Annotated in this window: 13 protein-coding genes and 1 pseudogene; 5 read left to right on the top strand and 9 right to left on the bottom strand. The window is 74.8% G+C overall.

The features are described 5' to 3' along the window. Nucleotides 1-15: 15 nt before the first annotated feature. The gene (locus FVA95_RS08630; protein ID WP_149663728.1) at nt 16-951 is read right to left on the bottom strand and encodes a LysR family transcriptional regulator; all 936 of its coding nucleotides are present in this window, start codon (nt 949-951) and stop codon (nt 16-18) included. A 27-nt stretch (nt 952-978) separates the two neighbouring features. Then, nucleotides 979-1,496, bottom strand: a pseudogene (locus FVA95_RS08625) (DUF664 domain-containing protein). A 63-nt stretch (nt 1,497-1,559) separates the two neighbouring features. On the opposite strand from FVA95_RS08625, the gene FVA95_RS08620 reads away from it, so the two are divergent. Beyond that, the gene (locus FVA95_RS08620; RefSeq protein ID WP_240051359.1) at nt 1,560-3,854 is read left to right on the top strand and encodes a molybdopterin-dependent oxidoreductase; all 2,295 of its coding nucleotides are present in this window, start codon (nt 1,560-1,562) and stop codon (nt 3,852-3,854) included. Here the strand turns inward: FVA95_RS08620 and FVA95_RS08615 are convergent. From FVA95_RS08615 to FVA95_RS08595, 5 genes are all read right to left on the bottom strand, one after another. After that, nucleotides 3,844-5,241 (bottom strand): sugar porter family MFS transporter, encoded by a 1,398-nt coding sequence (locus FVA95_RS08615; protein WP_149663726.1) that lies wholly within the window; start codon nt 5,239-5,241, stop codon nt 3,844-3,846. The two genes, FVA95_RS08620 and FVA95_RS08615, sit on opposite strands and share 11 nt — an antisense overlap. Nucleotides 5,242-5,285: 44 nt before the next feature. Continuing rightward, on the bottom strand, nt 5,286-5,768 hold the full coding sequence (locus tag FVA95_RS08610) for a DUF4188 domain-containing protein (RefSeq protein ID WP_149663725.1): 483 nt from the start codon (nt 5,766-5,768) through the stop codon (nt 5,286-5,288). Nucleotides 5,769-5,823: 55 nt separating this feature from the next. After that, nucleotides 5,824-7,008: a CaiB/BaiF CoA-transferase family protein gene (locus tag FVA95_RS08605; protein ID WP_240051358.1), complete on the bottom strand. Its 1,185-nt coding sequence runs from the start codon at nt 7,006-7,008 to the stop codon at nt 5,824-5,826. A gap of 84 nt (nt 7,009-7,092) precedes the next feature. Further along, entirely contained in the window at nt 7,093-7,722 is a 630-nt protein-coding gene (locus FVA95_RS08600) for a hypothetical protein (RefSeq protein ID WP_149663723.1), read from the bottom strand. A 124-nt stretch (nt 7,723-7,846) separates the two neighbouring features. After that, complete coding sequence (locus FVA95_RS08595) at nt 7,847-8,233, bottom strand: YchJ family protein (protein ID WP_149663722.1); 387 nt, start codon at nt 8,231-8,233, stop codon at nt 7,847-7,849. Nucleotides 8,234-8,333: 100 nt separating this feature from the next. Between FVA95_RS08595 and cobT the strand changes: the two genes are divergently transcribed. The 4 genes from cobT to FVA95_RS08575 all read left to right on the top strand — a co-directional run bounded on the left by cobT (nt 8,334) and on the right by FVA95_RS08575 (nt 12,827). Next, the gene (gene cobT / locus FVA95_RS33850; RefSeq protein ID WP_205015804.1) at nt 8,334-10,052 is read left to right on the top strand and encodes a nicotinate-nucleotide--dimethylbenzimidazole phosphoribosyltransferase; all 1,719 of its coding nucleotides are present in this window, start codon (nt 8,334-8,336) and stop codon (nt 10,050-10,052) included. Continuing rightward, complete coding sequence (gene cbiE / locus FVA95_RS08585) at nt 10,045-11,256, top strand: precorrin-6y C5,15-methyltransferase (decarboxylating) subunit CbiE (protein ID WP_149663720.1); 1,212 nt, start codon at nt 10,045-10,047, stop codon at nt 11,254-11,256. Before cobT ends, cbiE begins: the two co-directional genes overlap by 8 nt. A 10-nt stretch (nt 11,257-11,266) precedes the next feature. Beyond that, nucleotides 11,267-12,010: a precorrin-4 C(11)-methyltransferase gene (cobM, locus tag FVA95_RS08580; protein WP_149663719.1), complete on the top strand. Its 744-nt coding sequence runs from the start codon at nt 11,267-11,269 to the stop codon at nt 12,008-12,010. A gap of 139 nt (nt 12,011-12,149) precedes the next feature. Beyond that, complete coding sequence (locus tag FVA95_RS08575) at nt 12,150-12,827, top strand: cutinase family protein (protein WP_205015803.1); 678 nt, start codon at nt 12,150-12,152, stop codon at nt 12,825-12,827. A 7-nt stretch (nt 12,828-12,834) separates the two neighbouring features. Here the strand turns inward: FVA95_RS08575 and zwf are convergent, their stop codons facing one another. Continuing rightward, nucleotides 12,835-14,352: a glucose-6-phosphate dehydrogenase gene (gene zwf, locus FVA95_RS08570; protein WP_205015802.1), complete on the bottom strand. Its 1,518-nt coding sequence runs from the start codon at nt 14,350-14,352 to the stop codon at nt 12,835-12,837. A gap of 118 nt (nt 14,353-14,470) precedes the next feature. Further along, nucleotides 14,471-15,607, bottom strand: a complete 1,137-nt coding sequence (gene galK / locus FVA95_RS08565; protein ID WP_149663717.1) for a galactokinase — start codon at nt 15,605-15,607, stop codon at nt 14,471-14,473. Between the last annotated feature and the right edge of the window lie 82 nt (nt 15,608-15,689).

Raw genomic sequence — 15,689 nt, 5'->3', positions numbered from 1 at the left:
AAGGCGGCGGCCGGGTCAGCGGATGCGGCCGCCGGTGGCGATGCGCAGCAGGTCACGGGCAGTGCCGCGGGGGGAGGTGCCCTCCTGCCAGACCGCGCGGAACTCCCGGGTCAGGTCGAGGCCGCGGACGTCGACGACGACCAGGGACCCGGCCGCCACGTCGGCGGCGACCACCGCACGCCCCAGCACCGCGGGGCCCGCACCGGCGCGGACGGCGGCACGCAGGGCGGCGTCCGCGGCGTACTCGCGACGCGGCGGAGCGAGCTCACCGGCGCCGGCGGCGTCGAGCGCGGCCTCCAGCGCGGGCCGGGCCCCGGCACCGGGCGGCCGGGTGAGCAGCGGGGTACCCGCCAGCTCCGTGGCGTCGACACCGTCGGCCGCGGACCACGGGTGCCCCGGGGCGACGACGAGCACCAGCGGGTCCGACGCCACCGTCGCCGCGTGCAGGTCCTCCAGCGGGCCGGGCGTGGACACCACACCGACGGCCGCGTCACCGGACCGGACCGCCGCGGCGGGGTCCGGCGTGTCGCGCAGCACGACCCGCCCGCCCGGACCGTCGCGCAGCTCGACCAGCCAGCCCTGCAGCAGACACTCCGCGACCACCGGGTTCGCCGCCAGGACGACCGTGTCCTCCCCGGCGTCCTCCCCGACCGGCTCCTCGCGCAGGGCCGCGACCGCGACGTCCAGATCGGCCGCGGCGGCCAGCAGCGGGCCCGCCCACTCCACGAGCAGGACCCCGCGGGTGGTGAGGCTGCTCGACCGACGCCCCCGGCGGCCGCGTTCGAGCACCGGCCCGCCGACCTGCTGTTCGGCGGCCCGGATCCGCGCCGACGCGGCCTGCACCGTCAGCCCGAGCCCCTCGGCCGCGGTGGCCATGCTCCCGGAGCAGGCGATGTCTCGGAGCAGGGCGAGAGCGGTCAGGTCGGGGACGCGTGCAGGTGCGGTGGCCATCGGAACCACCCTAGGTGGCGGGCGGGGTCACACTCCCAGCAGCCCGCGCAGATAGGCCGCCTGACCGGCGTGCTGGAGGTCGTCGCCGACCACGCTGACCAGGCGTTCGCCGAGGGTCACGTTCTCCCCCCCCAGGTGGGCGGCAGGATGCGGGACAGGTCCTCGTCGGCGAGGCCCGCGAGGTGCCCGACGGTGCGTTCGTGCACCGCCGCGCCGTAGCCGGTCAGCAGGTCGGCGGTCGTCCGCACGGCGTCGACCTGCGCCGAGGTGTGCCCGAACCCGGTGTCGGCGGGGTCGAGGTCGAGGCCGAACCGCTCGGCCCAGCCCTCGCCGGTCCAGACCTGCGCGGCGTCGAAGGCCTCGGCGACGTGGTCGTCCTGCACCCGCAGCAGGTGCCACACCAGCCAGCCGATCGGGTTGCCGGGGCCGTCCGCACCCTCCAGGCGGCGGGCGAGGTCGGCCTCGGACAGGCCGTCGACCACCTCGCGCACGAGCTCGTCGATCCGGCCGACGTGGTCGGTCAGCAGTTCCGCGGTCGTCGTCATGCGGCAGGCGTTCCCGTATGCAGGCCTCCGCATGCGGGTTCGTGCGGGTTACGGTGGGCCGTGGTGACCGAGAACGTGAGGACCCACAGCGCGCACTGGGGCGTGTTCCACGCCCGCTGGGACGGCAGCAGGCTGCGGGTCCGCCCGCACCCCGGCGACCCGGACCCGTCGCCGGTGCTGGACAACGTCCCCGCGGCCGTCGGGCACGCCGCCCGGGTCGCCGCACCGGCGGTGCGCCGCGGCTGGTGGGACCGGGGTCCCGGCCGTGACCCCGGCCGCGGGCGTGACGGCTATCGCACGGTGTCCTGGGACGCCGTGCTCGACCGGCTCGCCGAGGAGACCCACCGGGTCCGTTCCACCCACGGCGACGAGGCCGTCTACGGCGGCTCCTACGGCTGGGCGTCGGCCGGGCGGTTCCACCACGCGCAGAGCCAGCTGCACCGGTTCCTGGCGCTGACCGGGGGCTACACCCGCTCGGTCAACACCTACTCCGGCGGCGCCGCCGAGGTGGTCCTGCCGCACGTGCTGGGCACCTTCGACGCGGTGACCCGCTACGCGGTGACCTGGGACCAGGTCGCGGCACACACCGACACCGTCGTCGCGTTCGGCGGGATGGCGCTGAAGAACTCCGCGATCGCCGCGGGCGGGGTCAGCCGGCACGTCGAGCGCGGGGCGATGCGCGCCGCCCGTGAACGGGGCGCGGTGTTCGTGCTGGTCAGCCCGCTGCGCCCGGACCTGCCGGAGGGCCTCGACGCCACCTGGCTGCCGATCCGGCCGGGCACCGACGTCGCCCTGATGCTGGCGCTCATGCACACGATCGTCGAGGCGGGGCGGGCCGACACCGACTTCCTCGCCTCGCACTGCGACGGCTGGGACCGGCTGCGCGAGCACCTGTTCGCCGCCCCGGCGCGCGACGCCGGGTGGGCCGAGGGCATTACCGGTATCCCGGCCGCGACGATCCGGGAGCTGGCCTGGCGGATGGCGCACGGCCGCACCCTGGTCACCGTCGCGCAGTCGCTGCAGCGGGCCGAGCACGGCGAGCAGCCGGTGTGGGGCGGGACGGCGCTCGCCGCGGTGCTCGGCCAGATCGGCCTGTCCGGCGGCGGCTTCAACTACGGCCTCGGGTCGCTCGGGCACTACGGACGCCCGCGCAACGCGGTGCCGGTGCCCACGTTCTCCCGGGCGCCCAACCCGGTGACCTCGTTCATCCCGGTCGCGCGGGTCGCGGACATGCTGCTGCACCCGGGGGAGACCTACTCCTACCAGGGCGTCGACCACACCTATCCGCACGTGCGGATGGCGTGGTGGGCCGGGGGCAACCCGTTCCACCACCACCAGGACCTGCGCCGGCTGCGGCGCGCGGTCGCCGAGCTCGACACGTTCGTCGTGCACGACCCGATGTGGACGGCGACGGCGCGGCACGCCGACGTCGTGCTGCCGTCGACGACGACCCTGGAACGCGACGACATCGGCGCCACCAGCTCCGACCCGCTCGTCGTCGCGATGAAGCAGCTCGTGCCCCGGCACGGCCAGGCCCGCGACGACTACGACGTGCTCGCCGACCTGGCCGCGCGGCTCGGGCACGGCGAGGCCTTCACCGAGGGCCGGACGTCGCACGAGTGGCTGGTCCACATGTACGACCGCACCCGCAAGGGCCTGGCCGACCGGGGACTCGACGCGCCGTCGTTCGAGGAGTTCTGGGAGCGCGGCGAGCTGGAGCTGCCCCAGCGTCCCGACGACGGCGGGGTGCTCGGCCGCTTCCGCGCCGACCCCGCCCGGCACCCGTTGCCGACGGCGTCCGGCCGCGTCCAGCTCGGGTCCGGCCCGATCGCCGCGCTCGGGCTGCCCGACCACCCCGGCCACCCCGCGTGGATCGAGCCGACCGAGGTCCCCGACGACCGGCATCCGTTCTGGCTGGTCTCCAACCAGCCGGCGACCCGGCTGCACTCCCAGCTCGACTTCGGCGCCCACTCCGCCGGGGCGAAACGCTCCGGGCGCGAGGTCGTGCGCATCCACCCCGACGACGCCGCCCGGCTCGGGATCGGCGACGGCGACGTCGTCCGCATCCACAACGACCGCGGCGCCTGCCTGGCCGCGGCGCGGGTCACCGACGACATCCGGCCCGGCGTGCTGCAGCTGCCGACCGGAGCGTGGTGGGACCCGCGCCCCGACCCGGACCGTCCCGAGTTCGGCGACGACGGCCTCTGCGTGCACGGCAACCCGAACGCCGTGACCCGCGACCGCGGGACGTCGAGCTTCGCGCAGGGCTGCAGCGGTCAGCTGTGCGCGGTCGCCGTCGAGCGGTACCGCCACGACGCCCCGGAGGTCACCGCGCACGTACCGCCGGTCATGCGGTGACCGGGCCCGCCAGATCCTTCTCGATCTCCTCCAGGCTGCGGCCCTTGGTCTCCGGCAGGAGCCTCGTCGCGTACAGGTAGGCGGCGGCCGTCGTCACCGCGAAGAACAGGAAGTTCCAGCCCGCCCCGAACGCCTCGAGCAGCGACGGGAACAGCAGCGCGACGGTCATGTTGAACAGCCAGTTGAACGTCACGCAGAACGCGACCGCGCCGGCGCGGACCCGCAACGGGAACAGCTCCGGCAGCAGCACCCACTGCACCGGGCCCCAGGAGATCGAGAACGAGGCGATGTAGACGACGATCCCGGCCAGCGTCAGGCCGAGCAGCAGCGGTCCCTGCTCCAGGCCGACCAGGTTCGTGACCGCCAGGACGATCATCGCCAGGCACATGCCGACCGCGCCCCACCGCAGCAGCGGGCGTCGCCCGGCGCGGTCGATCAGCCACATACCGGGCAGCGTCATCAGCATGTTCACCGCACCGATGGCGACGTTGGCGCCGATCGCGTCGGTCGCCCCGAAGCCGACGTCGGTGAGCAGGGTCGGCGCGTAGTAGATGATCGTGTTGATGCCGACGAAGTTCTGGAAGAACACCAGGAGCATCCCGATCAGGGTCAGCCGCCGCAGCCGCGGGGAGAACAGCGTGCCGATCGCGACCTTCTCGGTGTGCTCGCGCTCGACGCGCACGCTCTCCCGGATCTCCGACAGCTCGGCCTCGGCCGCCTCCGGGGTGCCGCGCAGCCGCTCCAGGACGGCCCGGGCAGTGCTGACACCGTTCTCGCCACCGCCGGGTCCGTGCGCGACCAGCCAGCGGGGGCTCTCCGGCTGGGTGTAGATGCCGATCGCGAGGACGACCGCGGGGATCACGCCGAGCCCGATCATCCAACGCCAGTCCCGGGCGTCGGCGAAGGCGTAGTCGACGACGTAGGCCAGGAAGATCCCGACGGTCACCAGCAGCTGCATCAGCGAGGTGAGCCGCCCGCGGATCCGGGCCGGGGCCAGCTCGGACAGGTACATCGGCACGACCACCGACACGATCCCGACGCCGACGCCCATCACGAACCGGAACCCGACGAGCATCGCGACGTTCACCCCGAGGGCCGCGCCGAGCGTGCCGACGACGAACACGATGCCGCCGAGCAGGATCAGTGGCCGTCGGCCGAGGGTGTCGGCGAGCCTGCCGGAGACGCCCGCCCCGAGCATCGCGCCGACGAGTAGCCCGGACACCACGGTGCCCTGTTCCAGCGAGGACAGCGGGATGTCGTCGGGGATGAACAGGATCGCCCCGGAGATGACGCCCGTGTCGTACCCCCACAGGATCCCGCCGAGTGCCCCGAAGAACCAGATCGCCCACTGCGACGGCCGCTTCGCCGTCCCTGCCCCCGAACTCATCCGCCGATCCTCCGACGGGGTGTTGCGGGCCGCAACAGGAGGCGTCAGGTGCGGTGTCGGGAGGCGTCGAGCCGACGACGCCCGCCGTCGGTCGTCGCGTCGACCTCCCGGACTCCCAGTGCCTTCGCCAGTCCCGATGCCGGCATGTCCCCGTAGACCGTCTCGAACTCTCCGGCGACGAAGGTCTCGTGCCAGATGCCGACGGCCCCGGGACAGCGACGGGCCCGCCGGTTGAACGCGGCCCAGGCCGGCCGGTGCGTCGTCGTGGTGTCGCTCGCATAGGCGTAGAGGGACTCGCGGTCGCGCCAGTACTGGACGAGCAGTGGGCCGCCGGGGCCGAGCCCCGAGCGGGTCCCGAGCAGCCCGTGGGCGGGCTCGCGTTCCAGCTCGCGCAGCATCCCGGCCATCGCGGTCACGACCGGGAGCCAGGCCCGGACCTTCCAGGGCCGGTTGAAGCGCATCCCGATCAGGAACACGACGACCTGGTCCTCGGTCGGCTGGATGGTCGTGCGGGTGTAGGGCGCCATCGGTCCACTCCCTCGTACGGCGAGTTGTGGATACTGACACTATCCGATGGCGGTGTCATCCGTCGCGGTCGAGCCAGGCCCGGACCTCGGCGGAGTCGGCCCCGAGTGGCGGGGGTGAGCGGCGGTAGGACGGCGGGGTCACCGACCAGTCGACCGGGTTGCGGACGGTCGGGATCGCGGCGGCGTCGTCGGCCCGGACGACCGGGTCGAGCCCGAGCTCCTCGGCGAGGGCGACACCGCCGTCGACGGTGTTGATCGGGCCGCAGGGAACGCCGGCGGCGGTGATCGCGTCGTACCACTCCTGGGCGGTGCGGGTGGCGAGGCGGGCGCGCAGCCGCTGCTCGATCTCCTCGCGGTGGCCGATCCGGTCGGACATGGTCGCGAAGCGCGGGTCCTGCGCCATGGCCGGGTCGCCGAGGATCGTCGCGAGCTTGCGGAACTGGCCGTCGTTGCCGGCGATGACGATGAGGTCGCCGTCCGCGGTGGGCATCGGCTGGTACGGGAACACGCTGGGGTGGGCGTTGCCCATCCGGCGGCCGACCGCGCCGGCGGCGACGTAGGCCTCGCTCTGGTTGACCAGGGTGGACATCGCGACCGACAGCAGGTTGGTCTCCAGCAGCTGGCCCTGCCCGGTCCGCTCGCGGTGCCGCAGCGCCGCGCTGACCGCGAGTGCCGCGTGCAGCCCGGTGAGGACGTCGAAGACCGCGACCCCCGCGCGGAACGGGGGGCCGTCGGAGTCGCCGGTCAGGCTCATCAGCCCGGACACCGCCTGGACCAGCAGGTCGTAGCCGGCCAGGTGGGCGCCGCCGCGGGCCCCGAACCCGGTGATCGAGCAGTACACGACCCCGGGGTTGTCACGGGCGACGCTGTCGTGGTCCAGCCCGAACCGCGCCGCACCGCCCGGCCGGAAGTTCTCGACGACGACGTCGGCCCGCCGCGCCAGCTCCCGTGCCGCCGCGAGGTCGCCCGGGTCGGTCAGGTCGAGCACGACCGACCGCTTGTTCCGGTTGATCGACAGGTAGTAGGTGGAGATCTCGCCCTGCTCGGGGTCGCTGACCACCGGGGGCTTCCAGGTGCGTGTGTCGTCGCCGCCCGGGCCCTCGACCTTGATCACCGTCGCGCCGAGGTCGGCCAGCATCATCGTGGCGTAGGGCCCGGCGAGCACGCGGGAGAAGTCGGCCACCAGCACGCCGTCGAGCGGTCCGCCGGTGGGGTCGTCGCCGAAGGGGGAGTGGTCCACGTCCCGGCACGCTAGCCGCGACGACGCCCGGCCGCTTACGGTGGGGCGACCGCTCATGGCGGGTCGGTGTTGGATGACCAGGGATCATCCCAGGGAGAGCTGGATGTCCCCGTTCCGGACGGCGGCGTCGGTGAACGTCACCTCACCGCGATGGCCGACCTCCACGGTGTAGAAGTCCGAAGCCGGTACGTCGTCGACGACGAAGGAGAAGGTGCAGCCGTAGCTGCTGCCCGTCCCGCTGTCGAGCGCACCGACGCCGGCGATCCTGCCGGCGGAGTCCCGGACGGTCACCGCCGTCCCGGCGACGATGTCGTCGTAGCCGCTCGACAGGTGGCAGGAACCGTAGGACGAGCTCGAGTAGAGCGAACTCGTGCCGTTCATGACCGTCATGGCTCCGGTGATGCTCCGGGTCGAGGTGCCCGCCAGGGCGAGGAGCAGCCCGGTCGCGAGGGCCAGGACGACTGCGACCGCGGCGGCCGTCAGGACACGGCGGGAGGTTCGGGACCCGAGCTGGACATGGCCCGGCATCGCCGCGGCAGCGGCCCAGGGAGCCCGTGGCTGCGGGATCGGGGTCTGTGCGACCCGGGATTGGGCGACCCGGGATTGGGCGACCCGGGACTGGGCGACCTGGGACTGCGCGTGCTGCCACTCCCGGAAGCGGGCCCACTCGTGGCGCTCCTGCTCCGACATGGACTCCCACTGCTGCACGTTCATGGTCTCCCGATCTCCGCCGTCCGGCCGTTCCCGACTGGTCCGTTCGGACGGCATGTCGACGGTCGCGCCCGGCGCGTTGCACGAAGTCCCCAGTTCTGATGAGGCGGCCCTGATGAGGCGGCGCCTACCCGACCTCACCGTCGACGTAGAACCACAGCCCGTCCTCCCGGACGAACCGGCTGCGCTCGGCCAGCACCCCGTCCGTCCGGTGGGCCCGGAACTCGACGGTCCCCGCGGTCTCGAACATCGTCCCGCCCGAACGCGCGACGATCTCCAGCCCCGTCCACACCGACCCCGGCTCCAGCCGCAGCCGCCGCGGCCGCGTCGACGGGTGCCACGACGCCAGCAGGTAGCCGCGGTCACCCCGCACGAAGGCGGTGTAGCGGCTGCGCATCAGCGCCTTCGCCGTCGGCGCGGGGCGCCCGGCGAGCACGGGGGCGCAGCAGGTCTCCTCGGGGCGGCCGGTACCGCAGGGGCAGAGCACGGTCGTCGAGCATGCCGCACGGCGCATGTGAGGTGCCCGACCGACCCGACGGGACAGTTGACCACCTCGACGGACGTGTGGTCGTCTCATCCGTCGCCGTGCCGCGTACCGCAGGAGGAATGCCGACGTGACGGACTTCTACGACGTCCTGCACTCCCGCCGTGACGTCCGTACCGGCTTCCGGCCCGACCCGGTCGCCGACGACGTCCTCACCCGCGTCCTGGCGGCCGCGCACGCCGCTCCGAGCGTCGGGTTCTCCCAGCCCTGGGACTTCGTGCTGGTCCGCGACGCGGCCGTCCGCGAGCGCGTGCACGCCCTGGTCTCCGCCCAGCGCGACCGCTACGCCGCGTCGCTGCCCGCCGCCCGCGCCGAGGCGCTGCGCGCGATCCGGGTGGAGGCGATCCGGGAGACCCCGCTGAACGTCGTCGTGACCGCCGACGCCACCCGCGGCGGCCGCCACACCCTCGGCCGGCACGAACGGCCCGAGATGGGCCCCTACTCCGCCGCGCTCGCGGTGCAGAACCTGTGGCTGGCCGCCCGGGCCGAGGGCCTCGGCGTCGGCTGGGTGTCCTTCTTCGGCGACGAGGGGCTCACCGAGCTCGGCGCACTGCTCGGGCTGCCCGCACACGTCGAGGTCGTCGCCTACCTGTGCGTCGGCCACGTGGACGCCTTCCCCGACCGGCCCGAGCTGGAGCAGCACGGCTGGGCCCGGCGCCGCCCGCTGGACTGGGCGGTGCACCAGGACACCTGGGGCGCCCGCGGGCTGCCCGGTGCCGCACCCACCGCGCTGCTGGAGTCCACCGTGGAGGCCGTCGCGCCGGTCGACGAGGCCGCCCGGGCCGCGGCACGCGACCGGCTCGACCGCATGACCAAGCCGCGTGGCGCGCTCGGCCGGGTGGAGGACGTCGCCGTCGCGCTGGCCGGGATCGCCGGCGCCGAGGTGCCGCCGGTGCCGTCCCCGGCCGCGGTCGCGATCTTCGCCGGCGACCACGGCGTGCACGCCCAGGGCGTCACCCCGTGGCCGCAGGAGGTCACCGCGCAGATGGTCGCGAACTTCACCGCGGGCGGTGCGGTGGTGAACGCGTTCGCCCGTCAGCTCGGGGCGGAGGTGCTCGTCGTCGACGTCGGGGTGGCCGCGGAGCTGGATGCCGTCCCCGGGCTGCTCCCGCGCAAGGTCGCGTCCGGCACCGCGGACATGACCGCCGGGCCCGCGATGACCCGCGAGCAGGCCCGCGCGGCACTGGAGCACGGCATCGAGGTCGCCCGCGACCTGGTGGCCGCCGGGAACCGCTGCCTGCTCACCGGGGACATGGGCATCGCCAACACCACCGCCGCGGCCGCGCTGGTGTGCGCCTTCACCGGGGCCGACCCGGCCGTCGCGACCGGGCGCGGCACCGGCGTCGACGACGAGACGCTGGCCCGCAAGACCGACGTCGTGCGTCGTGCCCTGGAACGGCACCGGCCCGATCCGGCCGACCCGCTCGGGGTGCTGGCCGCCGTCGGCGGGCTGGAGCACGCGGGGCTGGCCGGGTTCGTCCTGGGCGCCGCCGCGCTGCGCACCCCCGTGGTGCTCGACGGCGTCATCGCCGGCTCCGCCGCGCTGGTCGCCGCCGCGTTCGCCCCGGAGATCGCCGGCTACTGCCTGGGCGGGCACCGCTCCGCCGAGCCGGGCGGTGCGCTCGCCCTGGACCACCTCGGCCTGGCGCCGCTCCTGGAGCTCGACATGCGCCTCGGCGAGGGCACCGGCGCGCTGCTCGCGCTGCCGGTGCTGCAGGGCGCGGCGCGGGCGATGGCCGACGTCGCCACCTTCGACGCCGCCGGGGTCACGGACAAGACCGGTGGGTGACCCGCTCACCGTCGTCGGGGTCGGCGCCGACGGGTGGGCCGGGCTGCCGGAGACCCACCGCGACGCCCTGCGCGACGCCGAGGTGCTGCTCGGCGGGCCCCGCCAGCTCGACCTGCTGCCCACCGACGTCGCCGGGGAGCGGCGGGCGTGGCCGTCGCCGCTGGTCCCGGCGCTGCCCGGGATCCTCGACGAGCTGTCCGGCCGCCGCGTCGCGGTGCTCGCCTCCGGCGACCCGATGTTCTTCGGGATCGGCGCCACGCTCGCCCGCGTCGCCGGACCCGACCGGCTGCGGGTGCTGACCCACCCGTCGTCGGTGGTGCTGGCGTGCGCCCGCCTGGGCTGGGGATCGGAGCACGTCGCGGTGCTCAGCGTCGTCGGCCGGCCGCTCGACGCGCTGCGCCGGGCACTGGCCCCGGGCGCCCGCCTGGTCGTGCTCTCGGCCGGCGCCGGGTCGCCCACCGAGATCGCCGAGCTGCTCGCCGGCGCCGGGTGGGGTGGGTCGCGGATGACGGTCCTGGAGCGGCTCGGCGCGCCCGACGAGCGCATGGTGTCCGCCACCGCCGTGGCCTGGCGGGGCGAGGTGGACGCGTTGAACGTCGTCGCGGTCGAGTGCGTGCCCGACGCCGGGCTGGTCCCGCCGGGGGAGACGCCCGGTCTCCCCGACGACGCCTACGACCACGACGGACAGCTCACCAAGCGCGAGGTCCGCGCCGTCACTCTCGCCCACCTCGCGCCGCGCGCGGGGGAGCTGCTGTGGGACGTCGGCGCCGGGTCCGGGTCGATCGGCATCGAGTGGATGCGGGCGCACCCGCGGTGCCGCGCGATCGCCGTCGAGAGCCGTCCCGAGCGCGCCGACCGGGTCGCCGCCAACGCCGCGGCCCTCGGTGTCCCCGGCCTGCGGGTGGTGACCGGCCCCGCGCCGGACGTGCTGGCCGGGCTGGAACGACCCGATGTCGTGTTCGTCGGCGGCGGGCTGACCCGCGAGGGCGTCCTCGACGCCTGCCTGGCCGCGCTGGGGCCGGGCGGTCGCCTGGTCGCCAACGCGGTCACGGTGCAGACCGAGGCGGCCCTGGCCGCCGCCCACGCCGCGCACGGCGGGGACCTCGTGCGGGTGCAGGTCGCCCGCGCCGTTCCCGTCGGCGGCTTCCACGGATGGCGCCCCGCCATGCCCGTGACCCTGTGGAGCTGGAGGAACCCCTCGTGAGGACCGAACCGTGACGGTGCACTTCATCGGGGCCGGACCCGGTGCCGTCGACCTGCTGACCCTGCGGGCCCGCGACCTGATCGCGGCCTCCCCGGTCTGCCTCTACGCGGGCAGCCTGGTGCCGCCGGACATGCTGGAGATCTGCCCGCCCGGGGCCCGCACCGTCGACACGGCGCTGATGACGCTCGACGAGATCCTGGACGAGATGGTGCGCGCGCACCGGCACGGGCTCGACGTCGCTCGGCTCGCCTCCGGCGACCCGTCGGTGTTCTCCGCGATGGCCGAGCAGATGCGCCGGCTTGAGGCGGCCGGCGTGCCCTACGACGTGTGCCCCGGCGTCCCCGCCTACGCGGCGGCCGCCGCCGCACTGGGCCGCGAGCTCACCGTCCCCACGGTCGCCCAGACGGTCACCCTCACCCGGATCGCGGCGCGCGCGACCCCGATGCCGGAGAACGAGGGTCTCGACAAGCTGGGCAATGCCGGCGGCACCGTGGTGCTGCACCTGGCCGTGCACCGCATCGCCGAGGTCGTCGACGCACTCGCCCCGTCCTACGGCGGCGACTGCCCGGCCGCGGTGGTGGCGCACGCGTCGCGCGCACACGAGATCGTGCTGCGGGGGACCCTGGAGCAGATGCCCAAGGCCGTCGACGAGGCAGGCATCCAGCGCACCGCCGTGATCATCGTCGGCGAGGCGCTCGCGGCCCGGCACTTCCCGGACTCGCACCTGTACAGCGCGGACCGCTGCCGGAGCTGACGACGCGGCGACCGCTCGTCGTCCGTTCGCCGCGGGAGGGTGGCATCCGGGCGCGCGACGATCATCGACGGAACGCGCACGTGGCCCACTGGACGCACCCGATCGGAGGATCGGCGTCGGTCGGTGGGAGGAAGCAGCCGTGCAGATCAGGAGCGTCGTCACCGGGATCGCGGCCGCGGTCGGCATCGTGCTGGCGGGCGTCGTCGCCGCCCCCACCGCGGGCGCGGCACCCGCCCCGCCGACCGGATGCCCGCAGATCGAGACGATCGCCGTACGCGGCAGCACCGAGGCCCAGGGCGGCGGCAGCATCGCGGGCCCGCAGGCGTCGTCGATCCAGTCACGGTCCGCGCAGACCGTCCGGACCCACGACCTGGTCTACCCGGCCTCGCTCGGCAACTACGCGAGCAGCGTGCGCCAGGGGGTGTCCGCGCTGCGCAGCAGGCTGGCGGCGACCTCCGCGCAGTGCCCGTCCACCCGGTTCGTCCTGATCGGCTACTCGCAGGGCGCCCAGGTCATCGGGGACACCCTGGCCGCGGGCGGCGTACCCGGCGCCGACCGCATCCCGGCCGTGCTGCTCTTCGGCGACCCGACGTTCAACGGTCGCGAGAGCTACAACACCGGCAGCTACTCCGCGGCCCGCAACGGCGTGTTCGCACGCTCGCGCGGCGCGCTGTCGGCCTACGCGTCGTCGATCCGCTCCTACTGCAACGCCACCGACAACTTCTGCCAGCGCGGGGCGAGCGGCGCGGGTCACTACCGCTACGCGAGCGACCGGACCGCCGCCACGACGTTCGCCGTGCAGCGGAACGGCGGCTGAGCCCGGCTCAGTAGTCCTCGTGCCAGGCCCGGCCGTCGCGCTCGATCAGCGCGGTGGCCGAGGCCGGGCCGTGGCTGCCCGCGCTGTACGGGCGCGGCCGCTGGTCGGTCGACTCCCAGGTCCGCAGGATCGGCTCGGCCCACCGCCACGCGGCCTCGATCTCGTCGCGGCGCATGAACAGCGTCGGGTTGCCGCGCAGCACGTCCATCAGCAGCCGCTCGTAGGCGTCGGGCAGCCGGTCGCCGAAGGTGCGGGCGAAGCTCAGGTCCAGCGGTGCCGGGATCGGGCGGATCCCGCCGGGGCCGGGCTGCTTGGCCGTCATGTGCAGGCGCACACCCTCGTCGGGCTGCAGCCGCAGGACGAGCCGGTTGGCCGGGATCTCCTCGCCGAACGCGGGGAAGATCGAGTGCGGGACCGGCTTGAACTGCACCACGATCTCCGACGCGTGGGTCGCGAGCCGCTTGCCGGTGCGCAGGTAGAACGGCACCCCGGCCCAGCGCCAGTTGGCGACCTCGGCGCGCAGCGCCACGAAGGTCTCGGTGGAGGAGCGCTCCCGCTCCTGCGGGGTCCCGGCGCGGGACTCGGCCAGCTCGGTGGCGTAGCCGGGCACCGCGGTGCCGTCGACGAGCCCCTCGACGTACTGCCCGCGCACGGTGTCGCGCACGACGTCCGGACCGTCGAGGGGCCGCAGCGACTGCAGGACCTTCAGCTTCTCGTCGCGCACGCCCTCGCCGTCGATCTTGGCGGGCGGCTCCATCGCGACCAGACACAGCAGCTGCAGCAGGTGGTTCTGCACCATGTCGCGCAGCGCGCCGGAGCCGTCGTAGTAGTCCGCGCGGTTCCCGACGCCGATCGACTCGGCGACGGTGATCTGCACGTGATCGATCTGCGAGGCGTTCCACAGCGGCTCGAACAGGGAGTTGCCGAAGCGCAGGACCAGCAGGTTCTGCACCGTCTCCTTGCCGAGGTAGTGGTCGATCCGGTAGATCTGCTCCTCGGCGAAGACCGAGCCGACCTCGTCGTTGATCGCCTGCGCCGACGCCAGGTCGGTGCCCAGCGGCTTCTCCAGCACGACGCGGGTGTGCTCGTCGACGATGCCTGCGGCCGCGCTGCCGACGCAGATCCGGCCGAACAGCTGCGGGGCGGAGGCGAGGTAGAGCACCCGGGTGCGGCCAGGCGAGGGCGGCCCGATCAGGTCCGAGAGCAGCGACCAGTCGTCGTCGGCGACGTCGAGGGTCACGTGGTGCAGCCGGTCCAGGAAGCGGCGGTGCTGCGTGTCGTCGGCGCAGGCGTCGGGGCCGGCCCAGCGCGGCGCGGTGCGCCGCAGCTCGGAGTCGACCTTGTCGCGGTAGCCGGGGTCGTCGAGCCCGGAACGGGACACGGCGACGATGCGGGTGTCGTCGGCGAGCTGGCCGTCCCGGTCGCGGAGGTAGAGCGCGGGCAGCAGCTTGCGCATCGCGAGATCGCCGGTGCCGCCGAACACGACGACGTCGGCGGGGGCCATGACGGGAAGGGGGTGCGGCACGAGCCGTCTCCTCGGTAAGCGAACGGGTGCGGGTCGAGCGGTGCCAGGGCCCGCATGACGGGCACTTCCGTACTGTACCGATTCCGTTCCGCCCGCGAAAGGCGGAAGGGGTGTGCGGTCAGGCCAGCCGCCCCGCCCCGTCCGACGGCGTTCCGGTGAACACGACCGGCTCGGTCCAGCCGCGCTGTGCGTAGGCCTCGCGCACCGACGCCGCGACCGCGGCCGCGCCGTCGGCCTCGACCAGCGCGATCACGCAGCCGCCGAAACCGCCGCCGGTCATCCGGGCGCCGGTCGCGCCACCGTCGCGGGCCGCCTCGACCGCCACGTCGACGTGCGGGACGGTGATCTCGAAGTCGTCGCGCATGGAGGTGTGCGAGGCGTCGAGCAGCGGCCCGATCGCCCGCGGGTCGGCGCCGCCGGTGAGCAGCCGCACGGTCTCCACGACCCGGTCGTTCTCGGTCACGATGTGCCGGGCCCGGCGGCGGATCCGCTCGTCGGCGATGCGGGGCAGGTCGTCCGGGCCCGCGTCGCGCAGGGCCGCGACGCCGAGCGCGGCGGCCGCGGCCTCGCAGTCGGCGCGCCGGGCGCCGTACTCGCCCGAGGCGTGTGCGTGCGGCGCACGGGTGTCGACGACCAGCAGCTCCAGGCCGTGCGCCGGCAGGTCGAAGGGGACGAGCTCGACGGTGTCGTCGCGGGTGTCGAGGAACACCAGCCGACCGGCGCGGCCGTGCATCGAGGCCATCTGGTCCATCCCGCCGGTGGGGGCGCCGACGAACTCGTTCTCCGCGCGCCGCGCGATCCGGGCCAGCGTCGTGGGATCGACGTCGACCCCGGCCAGCCCGGCGAGCGCGACGCCGACCGCGCACTCCACCGCGGCCGACGACGACAGCCCCGCCCCGACCGGCACGTCGGAGTCCAGCTCCAGTTCGACCTCGCCCACCGGGTACCCGGCCTCGCGGAACGCCCAGCAGGTCCCGGCGACGTAGGCCGCCCACCCGGGGACCTCGCCCGGCACCACCGACGCCGCGGAGAACTCCACCGCCCCGCCGGGCTCCTGCACCGACCGGACCCGGCTGCGGCCACCGGTCGCGGGCGCGGCGGCGACGACGGCCCGGTGCGGCAGCGCGAAGGGCAGCACGAACCCGTCGTTGTAGTCGGTGTGCTCGCCGATCAGGTTGACCCGCCCCGGGGCGAACCAGACCCCGGTCGGGGCCGCCCCGTGACGGGTGGTGAAGGCGTCGGAGACGATGGACATGGCAGCTCCGGTCGTACTGGTGCGTGATCGCTGGCGGACTCGGTGGCGGACTCGGTGGCCGGTCCGGGGGCGCGGGCACGGT

Source organism: Pseudonocardia sp. EV170527-09 (genome assembly GCF_008369905.1).
GTDB lineage: Bacteria > Actinomycetota > Actinomycetes > Mycobacteriales > Pseudonocardiaceae > Pseudonocardia.
Note: the sequence above shows the minus strand (reverse complement) of the source record. Positions and strands in the feature narration are given on the sequence as shown.

Coding starts and splice junctions, on each gene's coding strand:
- FVA95_RS08595 (WP_149663722.1), bottom strand. CDS start 8,233: ATGCGCCGTGCGGCATGCTCGACGACCGTGCTCTGCCCCTGCGGTACC.
- FVA95_RS08615 (WP_149663726.1), bottom strand. CDS start 5,241: ATGAGTTCGGGGGCAGGGACGGCGAAGCGGCCGTCGCAGTGGGCGATC.
- galK (WP_149663717.1), bottom strand. CDS start 15,607: ATGTCCATCGTCTCCGACGCCTTCACCACCCGTCACGGGGCGGCCCCG.
- FVA95_RS08600 (WP_149663723.1), bottom strand. CDS start 7,722: ATGAACGTGCAGCAGTGGGAGTCCATGTCGGAGCAGGAGCGCCACGAG.
- FVA95_RS08610 (WP_149663725.1), bottom strand. CDS start 5,768: ATGGCGCCCTACACCCGCACGACCATCCAGCCGACCGAGGACCAGGTC.
- FVA95_RS08630 (WP_149663728.1), bottom strand. CDS start 951: ATGGCCACCGCACCTGCACGCGTCCCCGACCTGACCGCTCTCGCCCTG.